Here is a 19669-nt window from a genome sequence, read left to right on the forward strand (position 1 = left end):
GTGTCCTTCGTGGTGAACACTTCCGTTCGTCTTTGCTTGCGGCCAATACCAGCTCGCGTCACTCATGGAACCTGCTTGTCGCCGCCGCGGCGACTTGCTGCACCGCCGGCACCGGACAAAAGCCATGGGCTTCGACGGCGAAGACCGGGTTGAACTTACTGCGAAAATTTTCCAGCGCGATGACCGCCGCCAGCTCGACTAGCTCTTCTTCGCTAAACTGTTTCTTAAGCCGGTTGAAAAATCGCTCGGTCACGCGCTTGTTGGTGTAAGTCATGCGTTCGCACAGTTCCAACGCCAATTTTTCGCGTAATGAAAACAGCGCGCTCTTCTTGTAAGCGCCCAGCGCCGCCGCCACTTTCTCCGCCGACGCGCCCTGTTGCATCCCACTGGATGCGTTGATGTCCAGTCAATAGGGGCAACCGTTGATGCTCGCCGCTTTCATGCACAGTAGATGGCGCAGCTCGGCGCCGATCAAGCCCGAAGCGACAATGCCGGCTTGCAGCGCCTGCACGCCTTTTTGAATCGTCGGCCGCAGACCGTAGACTTTCGCCGTGTTTAAAATCGTACCGTATTGTTTCTCCTGCGACGCGAATACCTCTTGAACTTCTTTGGGCGCGGTTTCTTTCGACGCACCTTTGATTCTCAACATATGCGACCTCCGATTGAACTATATTTTCAGCAGCTTCGCCGCGGTGCCGCCGAGCATGGCTTCTTTCAATTTTGCATCCAGCGCCAGGCTACGAATCAGCGCAATATACTCGCCCACACCATCGATGTTCTTACCTTGTTTAGGATCGCTGGCGTTGAAATTTTGCGGATAGTCCGTGGCGAAAACCAGCCGCTCCGGTTTGATGACTTCCAACGCGCAGCGCAGCGCGATAGCGCTGCCCTCGAAGCCGGCCATGTCGAAGTAGAGCCGTTCGAAATAATCGTCGAACGACTTGGGCAACTTGAAACGATACGACGAGCGCGAGATGCGCTCTTTGTAACCCGCCAAACCGCCGCCGAAGTGGGCGAAGACAAAATTTAAATCGGCAAAGCGTTCGACCACGCCGCCGGCGATCAGCCGCGTCACTGCCACGCCGAGATCGAATTCTCGCGTAAGAATCACTGGCAGCATATAATCCTTCATCAGGTCGTAGCCCTTGGGCCCCAATGCCGGATGAACGAAAATAGTTGCACCCAATTTCGCCGCCAGTGAATAGAACGGCTGAAACTCCTTGGCATCCAACGACAGGCCGTTCACCTGCGACGAGATCGTCACGCCTTTCAAGTTCAATTCAGTGATCGCCCGCTCAAACTCGGCGAGCGCCGCATCGCCGCCCAACGGCGGCACATGCGCCAAGCCGACGAAGCGGCCGGGAAAATCTGTCTGCGCCCGCGCCGTGCAATCGTTGAGCAGCTGGCAGTTTTCCAGCGTCGTATCCCAGCCGAGAATGCAGCTCTGCACCGCGACATCGATACCGGCGCGGTCCATGTCGGCGATCTGCGCCGACAAATCGAAAAGCTGCGAATGAATCGAAGCATCGCCGGTCCGCACTGCATCCTTGCGATTGGGATCCATGCCCATGCGCCGGCCGAGTTCGGCGGGAATGTAGTGATGTTCAAAGTCTATAACCACAGAGGATCTCCCGCAAGCAGTGAATTGTTCAAAGAGACCAAGGTGTACCACAACTTGGCATCCTTCGTCACATGTTCCGCTAACCGGACAGCTGCACCAACTCGCTGGTGTAAAGGCGATAGATTTCCCAACATATTAACATCAGCAACGGCTGAATCGGGTTGATCGGCAAGCTACCGGGAAAGATCAGCAAGAAGTAGGGAATGAAGTAAAGCAGCAACAGCGATATCTTATAATAAGATGAGAGTTCGTCGCTGTACGGATAGAGCAACAAGATCGGCACCGCCAGCAGCAGCAGGTCGTAAACGAAGCCGTGATGCATGAGCAGCAACGTGGCGGTCATCAGCATCGCCCACTGGAAATCGAAGGCATTAGATGTTGTCGGCACCGATTGTCGACAAACTCGCCACAACCAATAAATCACCAATAGCGATATCGACAGGGTCGCAACGATCGCAGCTAAGTGCGGCAAGAGCGAGCGGAAAAATCCGTACAGCGTGATGTAGTGCGACAACGGTTGCGTCAAGGTGACGATGCGGCGTGACTGTTCGGCGACCGCTTCGATGTACGCCGGGTAAGAGCCGAAAGAGAACAGCCAACCGCCGGCGACGATCAGCAGCAGGCAAGAACTAGCGATGCCGAGGAGGCCGGCCCACATTTTTCTTAGCGCCAGCAGCGGCAACAGCACCATTAAGTATTGCGCCCGGTAGGAGAGAAAGCCCAGGACAAATCCTGCCCAGTAAAGCCGCTCGCGCTTGATCAGAACAAAGGCGAGAGCCCAAAGAAAAAGCACAACCGCCGTCGTTTGCCCCGTGGATATCAGCCAGTAGAGCACCGGCGCCGCGTAGATGACGGCCAAGTCCACGCGCAGCGATGGTAGCCGCGCCGGATCGAGACGAACGATCGACAGCACCGATAGACAACTGAGAACGACAGTGAACGCGGCCCACAGCCAATAAGCCCCAGCATAAGAAAGTGCGCTGAGCAGCATTAAAAGAATCGTAAAGAAGGGCGCGTGCAGATACGGCCAGTGCACGCCGCGGCGCGCGCCGGGGCTGAACTGTTTTTGCAATTCGCGTTGCGCCGCGGCGTCGTAAAGTTTTTCGGGATGATCGCGCGCTAATAGTGCCGCCGAGTAGAACTGCACGAAATCGGCGCCGGGAGTTTCACGGAAGCTCGGAACGTGAACTTAAGCGGCAACGATGACTAGGTTGGTCAGCGCAGATAATACCAAGGCGTAAACGAAAATGCGTTTCGCTATGAGCCAAGCGAGCATGCGCCTTAGCTCTCCACCACAATCGCCGTGTCGGCGGTGATCGCGCATACCGGCATATGCGTGGTGTTGCGCGCGAAACCGATCTTGCCTGAGCTATCGATCAGAATAATACCGCCGGTGCTGCTTAGCTTCGCCGCAAGTTCGGCGATCACATGAACGGCGGCATTCTGCGCATCGTTACCATTGCGCAAAAAATCCACCGCGGTTTTCGCCAGCACCAAGCGCATGATCGCTTCGCCGTAACCGGTGCACGACGCCGCGCCATAATTATCCGCATAAGTGCCGCAACCGATCAACGGCGAATCGCCGACACGGCCGGGCAGTTTGTTGAAGATCCCACCGGTTGACGTCGCCACTGCAAGCTTGCCGCCGGCATCGAAGGCGACGCAGCCCACCGTGCCGTGCTTGGCGTCCCAGCGAATCTTCTCACTTGCGACAATCAAGGCATCGGGATCGCATTCAGGAAACCCGATCCCGCGCGCGAATCGCAATGCGCCGGCCCCCGCCAGCATGACATGACGGCCGTCCTCTAAAACGCGGCGCGCCAGCTTGATCGGATTCTTAATTCCAGAAACAGCCGCCACCGCTCCCGCTCGAAGCGATTGTCCTTCCATGATCGCCGCGTCCATCTCGACGTTGCCAAGACTGTTTAGCGTCGACCCGGTGCCGGCGTTGAACAGCGGATTGTCTTCGAGCACAACCACCGCCGCTTCGGCGGCATCAAGCGCAGTGCCTCCAGCGACAAGAATTTTCCAGCCGGCCAACGCCGCCGCTTTGCAGCCGTTGAGCCGCGCGACGAGACTATCGTCTTTAATCGGCCCAGCGCCGCCGTGGACAATGATCGAAGGTTGAAATGATGCCATGCCTGTTTCTTCCAGCTCGATAAGAAAATGCGATCTCACCACGAAGGACACGAAGGTTTCGGATAATTAATATTCCGAACTTCGTGCCCTTCGTGGTGAATAATTCTTCGCTGCTTCACTTACGCAAGCTCTCGCAGCACCGCCCGGCACGGCGCGCCGTCGGAGCCGGCGAGCTTCACCGGCGGACAAAATAATTCGTAGCGCCCCGGCGGCACTTCGGAGAGATCGACGCCTTCGAGCAAGATCACGCCGTGATCGAGAAAGGCGCGATGCACCGCCACTTGCTCGTTGGCACCGGCGGCGGAAAGATAATCCAATCCCACTAACTTCACACCCAGATCGACCAGCGCCTTGGCACCGTCGACAGAAAACGGCGCGAAGCTCGCATCGTACACGCCTTTTTTTAGCAACTGCGAATTGCGCGTCTTGAACAACACCCGCGTCTCACCAATGAGATTCGCCTTGGCGACATCGGCGGCGGTGATATGCGTGCCGGGCTCGGCGGCGCACACGCGCGCCGGACCGATGAAGGTTTCCAGCGGCAGCGCTTCGATGGTGATGCCGTCGGGCAAGAAATGAAACGGCGCGTCGACATGAGTGCCGGCATGAACGCTGGTATGAATCGACGACGAATTGTTGGTGTCGCCCTTGCTTATGCGTTTGCGCCCGATCAGTTCCAACGGCTGCGCCGTCACCCAGCGAATCGATTCCGGCGAAAGCGTCAAAGAAATATCATAGAGTTTCACAGCATCACCTCCGTCAATCGATCTTATGCGAGCTGATGATTACTGACAAGCAGCCGAAGGGCAAGGCACGCCTTGCCCCTACAAGTCTAATTCCGATTTTGCGTCCTTTGCGGTGAACATTCCGAAGCAGAGCTAAGGCCGATCGCGACCGGCCCCTACAGCGAATCATCGGCCCAAATGAATCGCGAAATTTCCCGCGACCACGCTGACGATGCCGGCGACAATTTTCCAGTTGACCGCTTCGACATCGCGGAGAAAAATCCCCGCGAAGACCAGCGACCAGATCGGGTAGCTCGCGGCGATCGGCGCGACGATGACGACACGTCCCATACTGATCGCCGTGATGATACAGAGAATCGACACTGTCTCGGATAATCCAGTAATCAAAAAAGGCCACAGCGCGCCGCGATCCCACACCAACCGTTGGGAGCGCGGCGACAGCGCGAGATAAATCAGAAAGCCGCCCAACGACACCAAACCCATCAGCGCCGAGAAAAACAGCGGCTCATGGGCCATCGTCAGCACGTAGCGGCGGATCGGATGATTCATACCGGTGAGGCACGCCGCGCCAATGGGCAGCAGCAAATGCCAACGACGAAAGCTCGCCACCTGCCGTTCGGGTTTCCAAGAAACCAGCACGATGCCGATAACCACGAGAATCGTGCCGAGCACGATCAGCGCCGAAGTCTGCTCGCCGAGAATTGTTACCGCGAGGGTGGCGCTGATCAGCGGGCTCACCGATTGCAGCGTCGCGCTGCGCGATGCGCCGATCTTTTCCACGCCGGTATAAGCAAACAGCCGCACGCCCAACTGAAAGATACCCACCAGCGTGAACAGCGCGATCGCCGTCAACGGCACCGCATGAACCCCGCCGGTGACGAAAACCGCGCTCCACAAGAGAACGTTCTGCATGAGAATCGACACCAACGTGACGGTGGTCGGCGTCGAATAGCGCATCCCCGCCCGCGCCGAAACCAGCGCCGAGGCGTAGAAGACCGAAGTGATGAGAGCAAGAATTTGCGCCGTCGCGTCGGAAGTCATGTCAAAGCAAGATCCTAAACCGAAGCGTAATCGCGACAGCTAAGTGAGAAAGTCCGTCCTCACCACGAAGATCACGAAGGACACGAAGGGTTCGGATAATTTAAACTCCGAACTTTGTGCTCTTCGTGTCCTTCGTGGGGAAAGTTCTCTTTCTTATTTGGTTGCGGCTGTGCCGCGCTAGGCCCTTTGCGGCTAATTTCTTATTTCAGAATTTCCTGCAACAGTTTCTGCACCGGTTCCGGATCGAGAAATCCAATCACCTGATACTCCCGCCCTGCGGCGCGTTTCCCATCCGTCAAGACATCGTCTTTCGAAATATCGATGCGCATCGAATCCGACGCTTCCACTTCCTTCACGTTCATCACTTTCTGCCAAACGCTCTGGCCTTCGCGCGACAGATACCAGTTGATGAACAGCTTGGCAGCATTCGGATGCGGCGCGCGGTTGATCAGCGCCAAGACACTGCTGCCGCCGCCACCGATGGTTCCGCCTTCTTTCAATTTCTCCGGAGGAATGTCTTCGACCGGCAGCCCTTGCTTCGCGGCTTTGTCGATCTCCCGGCACAAATGACACAGCGGAAACTTTCCGGTCGCGAGCCAATTGGTCCCCTGTCGGCGGTCTCGGAATAGCGTGATGTCGGTTTCCGTATAAAGCCGCCGCACGAAATCGGTGCCGAGTCCCGGACGATGATAAAGAATCAACACCGGCGTCAACAATGCCGCGCCGCGCGGGTCTTGGCCGAGCAGTTTTCCCTTCCATTTCGGCTGCAATAAATCCCAGTACGACTTGATCTCGTCCGGATTCATCAGCTTGGTGTTGTAGGACAGCCCGGTGGTCACGATGGTGCCTTCGAACATGAAAATATATTTGTTCTCCGGATCGGCGTACCAATGTTTGCCGCCGTACCACTTCGACGTATCCGTGACTTCGGGAAGTATAAATGTCGACGCGATGGGATCGAGAATCTTGTTGAGATAGAGCATGCGCGGCCCGTTGGGCCCGCTGGCCGTCAAGTCAGCGAGATACTTATCCGCCCGCCGCTCCGCGACGATCCGGGTCATCATGTCGGCGGCGCGTCCACTCGCGGAAGTGATTTTGATGAATGGAAACTCTCTGTTGAACGCCGCGATAATATCCGGATGGGTAATCTCCTGCCCGCCGTAGAGCGAAACCTGCCCTTCTTTCCTCGCCTCTTCGATGGTCTTTTGCCATTCTCCTTTCCACCGCGGCGCGTCTGCCGCATGCGCAGCAGACACAAACACCAAAACAAGGCCGACCATCACAAGGATAAGGACTTTGCTATTCATTCTTTTTCCAGGCTGATGCCTGTTGCCTCATTTAATCACCTCACCCGCCCGCGTCAGCACCGTCGGCAGAACCGTTGGACCGATCCGTCAAGTGGGTGCGCGGTGCGGCGCGATCGAGATACTACCCCTACAGGGCAAGCTTATTGGCAAGGGCTTCGAGGAGTGGAAGGTAACGGCGCAGCCGCCCATAAACTGCCTTGGCCAGCTCCTCGTCGTAGGTGTGCGAGGTTTGATTGCGATCGGCTAACATCGCCAGCCAGTCCCGTTCGTCCACGACCCAAGAGGCTTTGAATGCCAGCGTCAAGCAACTCTTGGGAGACTGGCAATCTAGGCCCTCGTCCCTGGCCGCTCTTGAATTGCTTTCCAAGCCAGTTCGAAACAGAACTCAAACCGCTGGATGGCCGCGTCGCGACTCACATCGTTTTCCGGCTGCGCCAACACGTCGCGCAACCGGGTGATCGCCGAAGTTAACGCTTGGCGGCGCGTGGTCACAGACGTTCTCCGTATTTAAGAACTTCCTCACGCAAGCCGGCACCGGCCGAGCTAAGATCCACAAGGTCGATCTGGTAAAGCGTCGCGATATCATCCACGGCATCGTGCAACAGAGCCATACGCTCTGGTGCAATAGGAGTTCCGATCGAGATCGCCAGATCGATGTCCGAGTGAGCCAACGCTTTGCGCCGGGGCCAAGAGCCAAACCAGATCACCTCCGTGCTCTCGCCGAAAAGCGATCTCGCAAGTCTCGCGACCTCGCGCGCGATTTCAAGCGGACGAGCAACGTCGGTTTGGCTACCAAGAGCTTCGCGCACCATCTGTCTTTTTACCTTCAAGGTTTCTTAGTTTACCTATGCCCGGATGGCTGTCAATCGCTAATTTCGATCAGCCAAAACCTGTCCTGAGCCCTTCGACTCACTCAGGATAAACTCCTGCGAAGGATCTCGATCCTAATAGTCTCACGCCTCTCGCCTATCGAATGACTCTGTCCGCCCGCACCAACACATTCGGCGGAACCGTCACGCCGATCTGCTTCGCCGTTTTCAAATTGACGACAAACTCGAACTTCTGAGCCCGTTCCACCGGTAGTTCAGTCGGCTTTCTGCCTTTCAGGATCTTGTCGACGACGGTCGCGGAGCGCCGGCACAGATCGCCCACGTTGGCGCCGTAAGACAGCAAGCTTCCGGCGTCGGCAAAATGCGATCCACCCGCCGCGGTCGGCAGGCGCTTGCTTATTGCCAGCTCAAGGAGGCGCTGTCGGTTTTGGGAAAACATGGAACCTTCCGGGATCAAAAGCGCGTCGGTGCGGCCTTGGACCATGGCAACGAAAGCCTTGGCGAAGGCGTCGGGAGCGCTCGCCTCCACGCGCTGAAGCCGCACCTTCAATGCGCGAGCTTCCGGTTCGATATTTTTGGGGATAATGGCGTGGCCAGGATCGTTGGAGTTAACTAGAACCGCCACACGGGAAGCCTTGGGTAGCGCTTCCTTTAGAATCTCTAGCCGTTTTTCGATGATCTCGGTGTCGCGCAACTCCATCCCTGTGATATTACCGCCAGGATGCGCCAAGCTGAACACGATCCCCTGTTCAACTAGATCGATGGAGACTCCGACGACGATGGGAATCGTCGCGGTCGCCTGTTTAGCCGTAAGGACGGCCGGAGGCGAGTGCGTCCAAATGACATCGGGCGCGCTTCGGACTAGCTGGGCAGCGACCTCACGGAGCCGCTCGGGCTTCGCCTCGCCGTAGCGAGATTCGATGAGGATGTTCCGCCCATCCACATAGTCCAATTCCCGCAACCCTTGTCGGAACCCAGCGGTGCAGACGCTCGAAGTAGAACCCGGCTCAAGAATCCCGAGTCTGGGGATCTTTCCCCGCTGCTGCGCGTCGGCGAGATGGACGGAAGCCAGAATTATGATCGATAGTAGAGAAATGACGGTCTTTTTTTTCATCGGTCTTCTCCGACAATCCAAAATCTAAAATTATTTCCTTCTCTGCTCCAACACTTCTTTGACGAACTTGGTGATCGGTGCCTGGTCCATCCATTCGGCGCGATCGACGAAGGGATAGCGGTTCTCATCGGTGCCTTCGGGCCGGCGGTTGCCGCGCGGCACTTTGTCTTTGGGAATATCGACGCGCAACGAGTCCGGCCCTTCTTCCCCCGTCGTGAAAATTCGTTGATAGGCGATCTGTCCTTCGCGCGAGAGCAGCCAGTTGAGCCCGAGCTTCGCCGCGTTGGGATGCGGTGCTTTGTTGATCAGCGCCGCGCCGCCCGATCCCGCCGTGATGTACGCGCCTTCTTTCAAATGATCGGGATCGAACCAATTGACCGGCAATCCTTGGGTCTGCATGACGTCGATATCCATCCGTCCCACCGGCGCGAAAATCGAGATCGCGAACTTGCCGCCGGCCAGCCAGTCGCCCATCTGGCGCGTGTCGGTGCTGATGACGATATCGGTTTCAGTCAAAATGCGCCGGATAAATTCCGGGCCGAGGCTTTTGCTGTAGTAAAAAAACCGCATGGCATCGCCGCTGCCGCCCAGGGTCGGATCGTAGGCGACGATCTTGCCTTTCCATTTTGGATTGAGCAGATCCCAGTACGACTTCACTTCTTTGGCACTGACCAGCTTGGTGTTGTAGGCCACGACGATGCGCGTGCCGCCGTTCAAGTTGAGCAGATATTTATTCTCCGGATCGACGTAGTGATGTTTCTTTTGCCACCATTTCGACAGATCGGTCACCTCCGGCAGCACCAGCACCGCCGGGATCGGATCGAGCGCCTTGGCTTTGTAAAAAACATTGTAGCCGGTCGTGAGACCATTCAAGTAAAGATCGGCAAGAAACTTGTCCGCGCGCCGTTCCGACATCAACCGTTTCGCTACATCCGCGCCACGGCTAAACACACCGGTAATTTTTATCTCGGGATATTTTTTGTGAAACTCCCCGTAAAGCGGTTTAAAGTCCGGACTACCGTAAATCGACAACTGCCCTTCCTTCTTCGCCGCCTCCACAGTCTTCTCCCAGTCAGCTTTCCAAGCGTCGCTCTGCGCGGCAAGCGCCGCAGCCATGGCGAAAGAAAAGTAGATGGCGACAGCGAAAAACATTTGTTTGACGAATTTCATTCGTTCTCCCGAAAAATCATCTTGCGGTGGGAAAGGGAGGCGGCCCCCTTACTCCTCACCCCTAACCCCTTACCCGATTATTTTTTCGAAGCCGCCTGCGCGTCTTTAATCACTTTGGTCACCGCGCCCATATCCAGCCACTCCGGCCGGCCGGCGTAAATATATTTCACGCCTTTGTAGCGCCGCTGAGTCGGCGGAATCACGTCCATGGAAATATCTTCGCGCATCGACTGGCGCACGTCGTGCAGCTCGGCATAAACTTTCTGATAGGTGTCCTGGCCTTCGCGCGAAAGGAGCCAGTTGATCGCGACTTTGGTCGCGTTGGGATGGGGCGCATTTTTGAATAACGTGATCCCGCCCTGGGACGGGCCGACAAAGGCGCCTTCTTTGAACTGGCCGGGATCGAAAACTTTCACCGGCAATCCTTGCTTGGCCGCATCTTCGATGTCGGTGACGAAGAAGGATAACGGGAATTTACCGGCGCCGAGCCAGTCGTTCATCTGCCGCGCATCGCGCGAGTAGGTCAAATCCATCTCGCTGAAAAACCGCCGCACAAACTCGGCGCCGAGATCGGGATGATTGAACAAGAAGCGCAGCGAGTGCGCCACGGTGCTGACCCGGTTGACATCGTAGACGACGATCTTGCCTTTCCACTTCAGGTCGAGAAAATCCCAGTAGGACTTGAACTCTTTGGGATTGACTAACTTGGTATTGTAGGCGTTCTCGCCACCGTGCACGTTACCCTGAAAGACAAAAATATATTTCGCTTCCGGATCGGCGTAATGATGCTTGCCGCTCCACCATTTCGACTCATCGACCACTTCCGGCAAAATCAGCTGCGGCCGGATCGGTTCGAGAATATTGGCTTTGAGAAATATTTGAATCGGCGTCACCACGCCGTTGATGAACAGATCGACGATATACTTGCCGGCGCGCCGCTCCAACATCACCGCCTGGCCATGCTCGCTGCCCTGGCGAATCGTATTTGAGGTAACTTTAATCTCCGGATAGCGCTTTTGAAAAATTTCGAAGATTTTCTCGTAGCCCTGACTGCCGTAAAAAGAAATCTCCCCTTCCTTCTTCGCCGCCGCCAGGGTCTTCTCCCATTCAACGTTCCAAGACTCTGCCGCTGCCGCAAAAGTTTTCGCCTGACCGATCATCGTCACGAACACGATCACGAGCCACGAAAACTCACGCCGTCTGCTATTCATCGCCCATCACTCCATTACTCCAAAACTCCATCAATCCAGTTTTAAAATGTCCTTCCACTTCGCCGCCGCCGCGCGCCGCGTCTCCTCGGGAAAGTAGCAGGTCTTGGCGTACTGATCTTTCCAATGATAGGGCTGGCAGGCGTTGATGATCGCGACGGAATTGGTGAAATTGCGCGCCGCCCGCGCATCGGGCGCGATCCGCGGGTCGAGCGGCGTGGACCAAGCTTCGGTGATAATGTTGATCGCCGTCGCCGGATCGGAGCGCGTCGCCATTGCCCACATGACATCGTCGATGTTCGACGGATCGACATCGTCGTCGACAATGATCACGTAGCGGCGATGATAGCCGTAGGTCGAACCCAGCATCGCCATCGCCGCGCGCTTCACATGGCCGCCGTATTTCTGCTTGATGGAAATCGCGGTTATATAGCGCGTCTGATATTCCCACACACCCTGCACGTCGGTGACGCCGGCCTTTTCCAACGCCAGCCAAATGTTCGCCGCGCTCAAGGGCACCGACTTGCCGGAAATTCCCGGCGGCATGCCGAGGATGATCGGATCGTTGCGGTAAAAAACATTCTTCACTTTGACCACCGGCTCGTTGCGCGTGCCCGAAGCGTAGTAGCCGGTCCACTCGCCAAACGGTCCTTCGGCGCGGCTGTCTTCCGCCGGCGGCACGATGAAACCTTCGACGGCTAATTCCGATTTCGCGGGAATCGGCAGACCGGTTTCCTTGCCGCGAATATATTTTACCGGCTCGCCGAACAGCCAACCGGCGATTTCCAACTCCGACACACCCCACGCTTCATACCAGCTCGCAACTTTGGCGAGAATCGGATCTTGGCCGAAGCTGATCACCACCGGACAAGGCTTTCCCTGGGCCCAATATTTTTCCCGGATCAACCTTCCATGTTTGCCGGGTGAAATCCAAATACCCAACGTATTTTTGTCGTGCACGCACACACGATAAGTCCCGACGTTGGTCCACTTGCCGTCGGGGTCTTCCATGATCACCATGCAGCCCGTGCCTATATAGCGCCCACCGTCTTCCTCATGCCAACGCGGCGTCGGAAATTTAAGCAAGTCGACTTTGTCGCCGCTGTCGCAATTCTCCGTGATCGGCCCGCTGGAAACTTCCACCGGTGTAATCGGCGTCTGCTTGCCGAGCCGCTCTTTCCAGGCGCGAATAATGTCGAGACCGGTCAATTGCGGATCGAGACCGAAAGCCAACGCGGTCGTCGCCGCCGAACAAACCGGATTGGTCACCACGCGAAAACCCTTCGGATAGCCTTTGATCTCGTCGAACAAAACGACTTTCGGATTGTTCGCCCGCGCCGCGACTTCAGTGATCGCGCCCAGCTCCAAATCCCAATCCGCGCCGTTGACACGGCGCAGCTCGCCGAGCTTGTCGACGGCAGCCAAGTATTCGCGCAGATCTTTGTAAGTTAAAGAAGTTTCAGTTCCCATATTGGATTCCTCTATGTTGACCGCGCCCGAGCATTTCTAATTCTCCGTTGTCCATTCAATTAATTTTTTCCCGCCGCTTTCAATGCTTCATTGACCACGTCGAGAACCGGTTTCATCTCGATCCATTCAGGTTTGCCGGTGTCGAGATATTTGATATCTGGAAGCCGCTTCTGTTCGAACGGCACTTCGTCCTTGGGAATATCGATGCGCAAAGAGTCCGCCGGGCTCTCCGCCTTGGCGGTTCTTTGCTGCACGGCAATCTGTCCTTTGCGCGACAGCAGCCAGTTGATAAAAACTTTCGCCGCGTTGGGATGCGGCGCGCGGTTGATCAACGCGACGGTGCCAAACTGCTGCACCAGTCCACCACCTTCCTTGAACACCCGCGGACCGAAGGTGTCGACGGGCAAACCTTGTTGCTTCAGCACGTCAACATCGCAGAAAAAGCAGATGGCGTATTTTCCCGTGGCGAGCCAATCCGGTCCTTGGCGAAAATCACGGAACAACGTCACTTCCATCTCGCCAAACAGTTTGCGAATGAATGAGGAACCGAGATCCTGATGATAGTAGAAGAAGCGCGTGTTGCCCGCGCCCGGCCCGGCCTCGCGAATATCGCGCGCCTCGATCTTGCCCTTCCACTTGGGGTTGAGCAAATCCCAGTAGGATTTGAAATCCTTCGCGTCGACTTGCTTGGTGTTGTAGTTCACCGCGCCATAGGTCGCCGAGCCGACGTAGTTGAAAACATATTGTCCTTCCGAATCGGAATACTGATGCTTCTTTTGATAACACTTCGATTGATCGGTGACTTCAGGAAGGATCAGCGCCGGCTTGATCGGATCGAGCGCTTTCGCGGCGTGAAATTGCTGGTAATTGGGATTCGCTCCAGTGCTCGACACGTCAGCGATATATTTTCCCGCCCGCCGCTCGGCGAGCAGCCGCGGCCCGAGTTGATTGCCGCGGCCCGTCACCGCGACGACTTTAATCTCTGGAAATTCTTTCTCGAAGTCTTGAAGGATAGATTCATAGCCGCTGATGTAAACAACAATCTGCCCTTCCTTCTTCGCCGCGTCGAGAGTTTTCTCCCATTCCTGCTGCCAGGCAGGTTTCGGTTGCGCGGCAAGGGCGGCGTTAATGATAAATAAAAGACCAAGACACACGATCGGGAATAATCTTCTGAACATATGCTCCGACTTTTTCCCCTTACTGAACGCCTTTGCGTCTTTGCGAGAAAACACTCCGTCCGAATCCGGATTTATCTCTCGCCAAGGCGCAAAGACGCCAAGGTTTCGGACTAATTCTTCCCCGCCGCCTTGAGCGCTTCGTTCATGACGTCCAAGATCGGCTTCATCTCCTGCCACTCCGGCCGACTGGTGTCGAGGTACTTCACGCCTTCGAAGCGGCGTTGCAATATTGGCACGTCATCCTTCGGAATATCGATGCGTAGCGAATCGATGGGATTTTCCGTCGGCAACATGATTCTCTGCAGCGTCGACTGGCCTTTGCGCGACAAGAGCCAATTGATGAAAACTCTCGCGGCGTTGGGATGAGGCGCGTGGTTGACCAAACCGAGAGTGCCAAACTGCGTGACCAAGCCGGCGCCTTCTTTGAACACGCCCGGTCCAAATGTATCCACCGGCAAGCCTTGCTGCTTGGAAATATCCGCCTCGCAAAAAAAACAGATCGCCGCCTTCCCCACGGCAAGCCAGTCGGTGCCTTGACGATAATCGCGGAACAGCGTCACGTCCATCTCGCCGTACAATCTCTTGATAAATTGTGGCCCGACGTCAGGCAGATAGTAAAACAGGCGCGCATTGCCCGAGCCGGTGCCGGGCACGCGCACATCGCGCGAAATGATTTTTCCCTTCCATTTGGGTGCGAGCAGATCCCAGTAGGATTTGAAATCCTTCACGTTGATCAATTTCGAGTTGTAACTGATCGAGCCATAGGTCGCCGTGGCGACATAGTTGAAGATGTGTTGATTTTCCGGATCGGAGTAATGATGCTTGCCTTGGTACCACTTCGAAGTGTCGGTTATCTCCGGCAGCAGCAGCGCGGGCTTGATCGGATCGAAAACCTTGGCGGGAAACAACTGCTGATAAGTCGTCACGCCGCCGGCGCTGACGATATCGGCAAGATATTTTTCGGCGCGCCGCTCGGCGAGTAATTTCTGGCCCACCTGCGCGCCGCGACCGGTGGTCGGAACAACTTTGATCTCCGGATACTCTTTTTGAAATTCAGCGAGTATCTCTTCATAGCCGCTGATGTAGACCGCGACTTGGCCTTCCTTTTTCGCCGCTTCGACAGTTTTTTTCCACTCCAGCTGCCAGGCAGGTTTGGCTTGCGCGGCATAGCTGCAATTGAACGCAATCAGCAGTATAAAACATAGAAACGGTAAAAATTGTTTCAGCATGATCTCCGGTTCCTGTTTTTTGACTTGGCGTCTTTGCTAGGAATCCCCCTCCTTCATCCTCCCCTGCTCGCGGGGGAGGATGAAGGAGGGGGTGATCCGGGTTGACATCGCGCAGCGATCAGCGCAAGCCGCATTCCACCATTGCCGAAATGACGAGTAGAAACCGAAGCCTACTTCGCCGCGCAGGAAATCGTAATCTCGCGCAGCGCGCCGATGGCGAACTTATCGCCGGGCCAAATGATCGTCGTCGAACCATACTCTTCGATCACCGCCGGACCCATCGCCGTAAATCCCGGTTCCAACGCGTCGCGGTGATAAATCTTCGCATCGAGCCAGCCGCCGGCGTTGCCGATGTAAATTTTTCTGGTTTGCGCGGTTTCCGCCGGCGTCGCCGTGCGCGGCAAGCGCGTGACATCGGGTTGCTTCAAGCGCGCGAAAGCAGATAAGTGCAGCGCCTGAAACTCCGCCGGCGCTTTGGCATCCGCGTGGCCGTAGCGCCGCTTGTAGTCGCGCTCGAAGGCCGCGCGGATCGCGTCTTTGTCTTGCAAACCGGAAACCGGAACTTTGATGTTATGGCGCTGGCCGCGATAGCGCATCTCGGCGTGCCGCTCGAAAAACACATCGCCGGTGCCAAACTCGCTGGCGAGCGCCACAGCGGCATCTTTTTCCAAGGTGGCGAAAGCCTCCGCCATGTTCGGCACAGATTTGTCGTCGAGAATGCCGACGAAGGTTTTTGAAGTGTCTATACGCGCGTCGGCGAGCAACATGCCAATCGCGGAAAAGTTTCCCGGCTCGGGCGGAATAACCACCGTTGGGATCGATAATTCATGGGCCAGCGCCGAAGAATGGAGCGGCCCGCCGCCGCCGTAGCTGAAAAGAATAAAGTCGCGCGGATCGAGGCCATGCTCGACGGACACTTTGCGGATCGCGCCGGCCATGATCACGGTGGCGATGGAAATAATTCCATCGGCCATCTGCACCATGCCGCTCTCGCCGGCGTAGCCGAGCGGCGTGGCGATGCGCTCGGCAATCGCGCTTTGCGCCGCACTCACGTCGAGCGGCATCTCGCCGCCGAGAAAGTTCGCCGCGTTGAGACGACCGAGCACGAGATTGGCATCGGTAATCGTCGGTTCCAATCCGCCGCGGCCGTAGCACACCGGCCCCGGCGTCGAGCCGGCGCTTTGCGGTCCGACGTGCAAACGCTTTTGCGAATCGAGCCAAGCGATGGAACCGCCGCCCGAGCCTACTTCGACGATGTCGATAACCGCCGATTTAATTGGGAAGCCTTTGACGTAGCCGTTGGCGTAGTAGAGCGAGTTGACCGAGAAGCGGCCGTTCTCCACCAGCGCGCATTTCGCCGTGGTGCCGCCCATGTCGAAGGCGACGACGTTTTTGAAGCCGAGTTTGTCGGCGTAGGCGCCGGCGCCGATGCAGCCGCCGATGGGGCCCGACTCAACCAAGCCGATCGGTTGACGGCAAGTGCGATCGGTCGATAGCAATCCGCCGTTGGAACCCATCATGAACAACGAGCCGCCAAAGCCTTGCTGTTTGAAATCATTGTCCAAGCGGCGAATGTACGTGCTCACCTGGGGCCCGACGTAAGCGTTGGCGGCGACTGTCGAACAGCGCTCGTACTCATACCACTCGCGGGTCAGGTCGGTGCTGAAAGTGACGTAGGTATCGGCCAACAACTCTTTTAATTTTTCCGCGGCGACTTCTTCGTGCGCCGGATTGATGTAAGAGTTCATGAAGAACACCGCCACCGACTCGACGCCGAGTTTCTTGATTTCGCCGGCGAGTTTTTCCAAGCCGGCGACATCCAGCGGTGTCACAACTTCGCCCTTGCTGCCCATGCGCTCGGCGATTTCTAAACGCAGCTCGCGCGGAATCAGCGGCTCATCGCGCTGATAGTGCAGATCGAAGGGATCGGGCCGGTTGCCGCGGGCGATTTCGAGAATATCGCGAAAGCCTTTGCTCGTCACCAGCGCGGTCTTGGCGCCCTTGCGCTGGATCAAGGAATTGATCACCAGCGTCGTACCGTGATTGACGATCGACGCCTGCGCCGGTTTGAGTTGCGCTTTGTTAAAACAATCGAGAATGCCGTCGACTAAATTGTCATAGGTCGTTGGGCTCTTCGAATACAAAACTTTTTGCGTCTCGTGATCGAACGCGACTAAATCAGTGAAGGTGCCGCCGATATCGACGGCGATGGCGTAGGACATCTATAACTCCAAATCTAAGTTTTGAGTCTTTAGTTTCAAGTTTTGAGTTTCCGGCCACTAAAAACTAAACACTCAAAACTAAAAACTATCTTATCTCCGCGCATTGCCATCATTATCAATGACAACACCGTAATCGTCGCGCGCGCTGTCAGTTGAAACGAAGCCGCGAATCACATCGCGCTCGACTAATTCCACCGGCCGCAGCTGCGGATCGCCGTAGCCGCCGCCGCCGCCCGTCGACATGCGCACACGGTCGCCGGTAGTGAGTGGACGATTTTCGGTTTTGTAGAGCAGCTCCGGCTCCTGCGCGCCGTTTTTAAAAATCAGCACCTGGCCCGACTTCGCCTGCTTGGCTCCTTGCACGCCCCAGGGCGGGCAGCCAATGCGGTCGAAGTTGGCCCACAGCTCGCAGGGCGCGAGCAGAACATATTGCTTTTCGAAGCCCAAACCGCCGCGCCACTTGCCGGCGCCGCCGGAATCTTGGCGCAGACGAAATTCCTCGACGCGAAACGGATACATCGACTCCTGAAGCTCGATGGGAATCAGCCGCGTGTCGCCATGGGCCATGGTGCGAAACGGGCCGGCGCCGTCGTGGGTCGCGCAGGCGCCCCAGCCGCCGTGGCCGCTGTCGTTGGCCTTGAACACCGCGCCGCTATCCTGCCGCTTGCCGGCGAAACTTAATGAAGAAAACGTCCCGAAGTGCGCCCCGGTAACTTGTTCGGGCAGCGCCGGCTCCAAAGCTTTGATGATGCAATCGATGACTGTGGGAAATGGAATACTGTAGAGTCCCATCGCCGCGGTGGCTTCGGCGCTGATTAATTTGCCTTCGGGCAAAATCATTTTCACCGGCCGAAAGGTACCCTCGTTGGCCGGCTCGCCGGTGGCGATCAAATATTTGAACGCGACCCGCACGCAGGTACGCCCGCCGCCGTAGAAACCGGAGTTGACGCAGCCTTTGACCTGCGGCGACATGTCGCTGAAATCGACGGTCAGTTCATCGCCGGCGACGATGACTTTGACACGAATGGGGATTTTCTCATCGCGTACGCCGTCGTTGTCGAGAAACGCCTCGTGTTGATAAACCCCATCGGGGATGGCGCGGATCTTTTCCCGGGTCGCCGCTTCGCATTGATCGAGTATCGCCGCCAACGTGCCGAGAAAAACTTTCGTGCCGTACTTGTCCGCCATCTGTTGCGTAAGATCGCGGCCGAGAAAACAGCCGCCGAGCTGCGCTTCGATGTCGCCGAGAAGTTCTAACGGAAAACGCGTGTTGTTCTCGATAATGCGGTAAACTTCTTCCAGCGGCTCACCCTTGGACCAAAGTTTGATCGAACGGAGCTGCAAACCTTCCATGAAAATGTCGGTGGAAGAATAGGAAACCGAGCCGATCGCCGAACCGCCGATGTCGATCCAGTGGCAGTTGACAGCGAAAAAACCAATCAGCTCATCGCCCTTGGCGCCGCCCAGCACCGGCGTGTACATGACGGTGTTGTTCAAATGCTGCCCTTGGATCGCCGCGTGGTTGCAGACGATGACATCGCCCTTGTGCAGATTTTCCCGGCCGTAAACTTCCAAGCCGTCTTTCACCGCCGCGCCGACCGAGTCGGCGACAAACACCGGCATGCCGCCGGTGGACTGGGCCATCAATTCGCCGCTCGCGCTGACAAAACCGACGGCATAATCTTTGTACTCGTAAATATACGGGCTAAACGCCGTGCGCGTCATGTTGGCGTCGATTTGATCGCAGATCGAAATGATGCCGTGGCGGATCACTTCGAGGGTAATGGGGTCGACCGGCGGCCTGTTGGCCGCCTCATTTGTGGCACTGGAGTTCATATCGATGTCATGGGTCATCTAGCAATTCAGCGACTCTTTCAAGTAAGCAAAAAGTTGTCAAGCAAGCTATCCATTCGCCAATGAATTCTTTCGCGCTACAGCGGCCAAGAAAGATTTCTCGCCGCGCGAAATGACGGACTGCGAGCTGATCCCCTCCCAATCGTAGGGGCATATTGCATACGCCCTCCGGGTCACTCTTGGTTGACAGGTGGTAAGTCTGACAGGTATAGACCAGCAAGGTTTTAGCGGGAGCGAAAATGAAACGATTGCTGCGAATTCTACCTTGCTGCGTCCTCTTCTGTGGGCTTTCCGCCCCGTTAATGGCCGCCCAATGGTCGCCGGCCATGTCGGCCTTGATCAAAGACGCCAACAAAGAGGGCAAGCTCAAACTGCTCTGGGGCGAAGGCACCTTGGGCGGCACCAAGGGCGCGGCCAAGTATGAAGTGATGATCAACAAGATGTTCGGCACCGATATCAAAATCAACTTCACCCCAGGCGCCGCCATGCCCCAGGTCGGCAGCCAGATCGCAACCGAATACGCTGCCGGTTAGTCCGCCG

At 56.6% G+C, this 19669-nt stretch carries 18 protein-coding genes and 1 pseudogene; 1 reads left to right on the plus strand and 18 read right to left on the minus strand.

Features of this window, described 5'->3' with window-relative positions; genetic code table 11:
- Window positions 1-58 precede the first annotated feature (58 nt).
- From EXR70_04795 to EXR70_04880, 18 genes and pseudogenes are all read right to left on the minus strand, one after another.
- A complete protein-coding gene (locus EXR70_04795; protein ID MSP37789.1) occupies window positions 59-382 on the minus strand; it encodes a hypothetical protein in 324 nt (107 codons plus the stop codon).
- 24 nt (window positions 383-406) lie between these two features.
- Window positions 407-649: a hypothetical protein gene (locus EXR70_04800; protein ID MSP37790.1), complete on the minus strand. Its 243-nt coding sequence runs from the start codon at window positions 647-649 to the stop codon at window positions 407-409.
- 18 nt (window positions 650-667) lie between these two features.
- Complete coding sequence (locus tag EXR70_04805; protein MSP37791.1) at window positions 668-1621, minus strand: amidohydrolase; 954 nt, start codon at window positions 1619-1621, stop codon at window positions 668-670.
- A gap of 79 nt (window positions 1622-1700) precedes the next feature.
- Window positions 1701-2768, minus strand: a complete 1068-nt coding sequence (locus EXR70_04810) for a DUF2029 domain-containing protein (protein ID MSP37792.1) — start codon at window positions 2766-2768, stop codon at window positions 1701-1703.
- Between the two features lie 134 nt (window positions 2769-2902).
- On the minus strand, window positions 2903-3760 hold the full coding sequence (locus EXR70_04815; protein MSP37793.1) for a peptidase T: 858 nt from the start codon (window positions 3758-3760) through the stop codon (window positions 2903-2905).
- Between the two features lie 119 nt (window positions 3761-3879).
- Window positions 3880-4533 (minus strand): cyclase family protein, encoded by a 654-nt coding sequence (locus EXR70_04820; protein ID MSP37794.1) that lies wholly within the window; start codon window positions 4531-4533, stop codon window positions 3880-3882.
- 138 nt (window positions 4534-4671) lie between these two features.
- A complete protein-coding gene (locus EXR70_04825; protein ID MSP37795.1) occupies window positions 4672-5547 on the minus strand; it encodes a DMT family transporter in 876 nt (291 codons plus the stop codon).
- Between the two features lie 200 nt (window positions 5548-5747).
- On the minus strand, window positions 5748-6854 hold the full coding sequence (locus tag EXR70_04830; GenBank protein MSP37796.1) for an extracellular solute-binding protein: 1107 nt from the start codon (window positions 6852-6854) through the stop codon (window positions 5748-5750).
- Window positions 6855-6981: 127 nt separating this feature from the next.
- Window positions 6982-7346 (minus strand): annotated as a pseudogene (locus tag EXR70_04835) (hypothetical protein).
- Window positions 7343-7666 carry a nucleotidyltransferase domain-containing protein gene (locus tag EXR70_04840; protein ID MSP37797.1) on the minus strand — a complete coding sequence of 108 codons (324 nt, stop codon included), beginning with the start codon at window positions 7664-7666 and terminating at the stop codon, window positions 7343-7345. Before EXR70_04840 ends, EXR70_04835 begins: the two are co-directional and overlap by 4 nt.
- Window positions 7667-7820: 154 nt before the next feature.
- Window positions 7821-8798, minus strand: coding sequence for an ABC transporter substrate-binding protein (locus tag EXR70_04845; protein ID MSP37798.1), 978 nt, complete (start codon window positions 8796-8798; stop codon window positions 7821-7823).
- Between the two features lie 30 nt (window positions 8799-8828).
- Window positions 8829-9968 (minus strand): extracellular solute-binding protein, encoded by a 1140-nt coding sequence (locus EXR70_04850; GenBank protein MSP37799.1) that lies wholly within the window; start codon window positions 9966-9968, stop codon window positions 8829-8831.
- A 77-nt stretch (window positions 9969-10045) separates the two neighbouring features.
- Complete coding sequence (locus tag EXR70_04855; protein ID MSP37800.1) at window positions 10046-11179, minus strand: extracellular solute-binding protein; 1134 nt, start codon at window positions 11177-11179, stop codon at window positions 10046-10048.
- A gap of 30 nt (window positions 11180-11209) precedes the next feature.
- Entirely contained in the window at window positions 11210-12646 is a 1437-nt protein-coding gene (locus EXR70_04860; protein ID MSP37801.1) for a UbiD family decarboxylase, read from the minus strand.
- 59 nt (window positions 12647-12705) lie between these two features.
- The gene (locus EXR70_04865) at window positions 12706-13824 is read right to left on the minus strand and encodes an extracellular solute-binding protein (protein ID MSP37802.1); all 1119 of its coding nucleotides are present in this window, start codon (window positions 13822-13824) and stop codon (window positions 12706-12708) included.
- A gap of 110 nt (window positions 13825-13934) precedes the next feature.
- Window positions 13935-15053 (minus strand): extracellular solute-binding protein, encoded by a 1119-nt coding sequence (locus tag EXR70_04870; GenBank protein ID MSP37803.1) that lies wholly within the window; start codon window positions 15051-15053, stop codon window positions 13935-13937.
- A 170-nt stretch (window positions 15054-15223) separates the two neighbouring features.
- Window positions 15224-17275, minus strand: coding sequence for a hydantoinase/oxoprolinase family protein (locus EXR70_04875; GenBank protein ID MSP37804.1), 2052 nt, complete (start codon window positions 17273-17275; stop codon window positions 15224-15226).
- Window positions 17276-17365: 90 nt separating this feature from the next.
- A complete protein-coding gene (locus tag EXR70_04880; protein MSP37805.1) occupies window positions 17366-19129 on the minus strand; it encodes a hydantoinase B/oxoprolinase family protein in 1764 nt (587 codons plus the stop codon).
- Window positions 19130-19431: 302 nt separating this feature from the next.
- On the opposite strand from EXR70_04880, the gene EXR70_04885 reads away from it, so the two are divergent.
- A complete protein-coding gene (locus EXR70_04885; protein ID MSP37806.1) occupies window positions 19432-19662 on the plus strand; it encodes a hypothetical protein in 231 nt (76 codons plus the stop codon).
- Window positions 19663-19669 lie beyond the last annotated feature (7 nt).

It is taken from the genome of Deltaproteobacteria bacterium (genome assembly GCA_009692615.1).
In the GTDB taxonomy this organism is placed as follows: domain Bacteria; phylum Desulfobacterota; class Binatia; order UBA9968; family UBA9968; genus DP-20.

Coding starts and splice junctions, on each gene's coding strand:
- EXR70_04860 (MSP37801.1), bottom strand. CDS start 12,646: ATGGGAACTGAAACTTCTTTAACTTACAAAGATCTGCGCGAATACTTG.
- EXR70_04875 (MSP37804.1), bottom strand. CDS start 17,275: ATGTCCTACGCCATCGCCGTCGATATCGGCGGCACCTTCACTGATTTA.
- EXR70_04830 (MSP37796.1), bottom strand. CDS start 6,854: ATGAATAGCAAAGTCCTTATCCTTGTGATGGTCGGCCTTGTTTTGGTG.
- EXR70_04800 (MSP37790.1), bottom strand. CDS start 649: ATGTTGAGAATCAAAGGTGCGTCGAAAGAAACCGCGCCCAAAGAAGTT.
- EXR70_04885 (MSP37806.1), top strand. CDS start 19,432: ATGGCCGCCCAATGGTCGCCGGCCATGTCGGCCTTGATCAAAGACGCC.
- EXR70_04825 (MSP37795.1), bottom strand. CDS start 5,547: ATGACTTCCGACGCGACGGCGCAAATTCTTGCTCTCATCACTTCGGTC.
- EXR70_04865 (MSP37802.1), bottom strand. CDS start 13,824: ATGTTCAGAAGATTATTCCCGATCGTGTGTCTTGGTCTTTTATTTATC.
- EXR70_04795 (MSP37789.1), bottom strand. CDS start 382: ATGCAACAGGGCGCGTCGGCGGAGAAAGTGGCGGCGGCGCTGGGCGCT.
- EXR70_04845 (MSP37798.1), bottom strand. CDS start 8,798: ATGAAAAAAAAGACCGTCATTTCTCTACTATCGATCATAATTCTGGCT.
- EXR70_04840 (MSP37797.1), bottom strand. CDS start 7,666: ATGGTGCGCGAAGCTCTTGGTAGCCAAACCGACGTTGCTCGTCCGCTT.
- EXR70_04880 (MSP37805.1), bottom strand. CDS start 19,129: ATGACCCATGACATCGATATGAACTCCAGTGCCACAAATGAGGCGGCC.
- EXR70_04850 (MSP37799.1), bottom strand. CDS start 9,968: ATGAAATTCGTCAAACAAATGTTTTTCGCTGTCGCCATCTACTTTTCT.
- EXR70_04815 (MSP37793.1), bottom strand. CDS start 3,760: ATGGCATCATTTCAACCTTCGATCATTGTCCACGGCGGCGCTGGGCCG.
- EXR70_04870 (MSP37803.1), bottom strand. CDS start 15,053: ATGCTGAAACAATTTTTACCGTTTCTATGTTTTATACTGCTGATTGCG.
- EXR70_04855 (MSP37800.1), bottom strand. CDS start 11,179: ATGAATAGCAGACGGCGTGAGTTTTCGTGGCTCGTGATCGTGTTCGTG.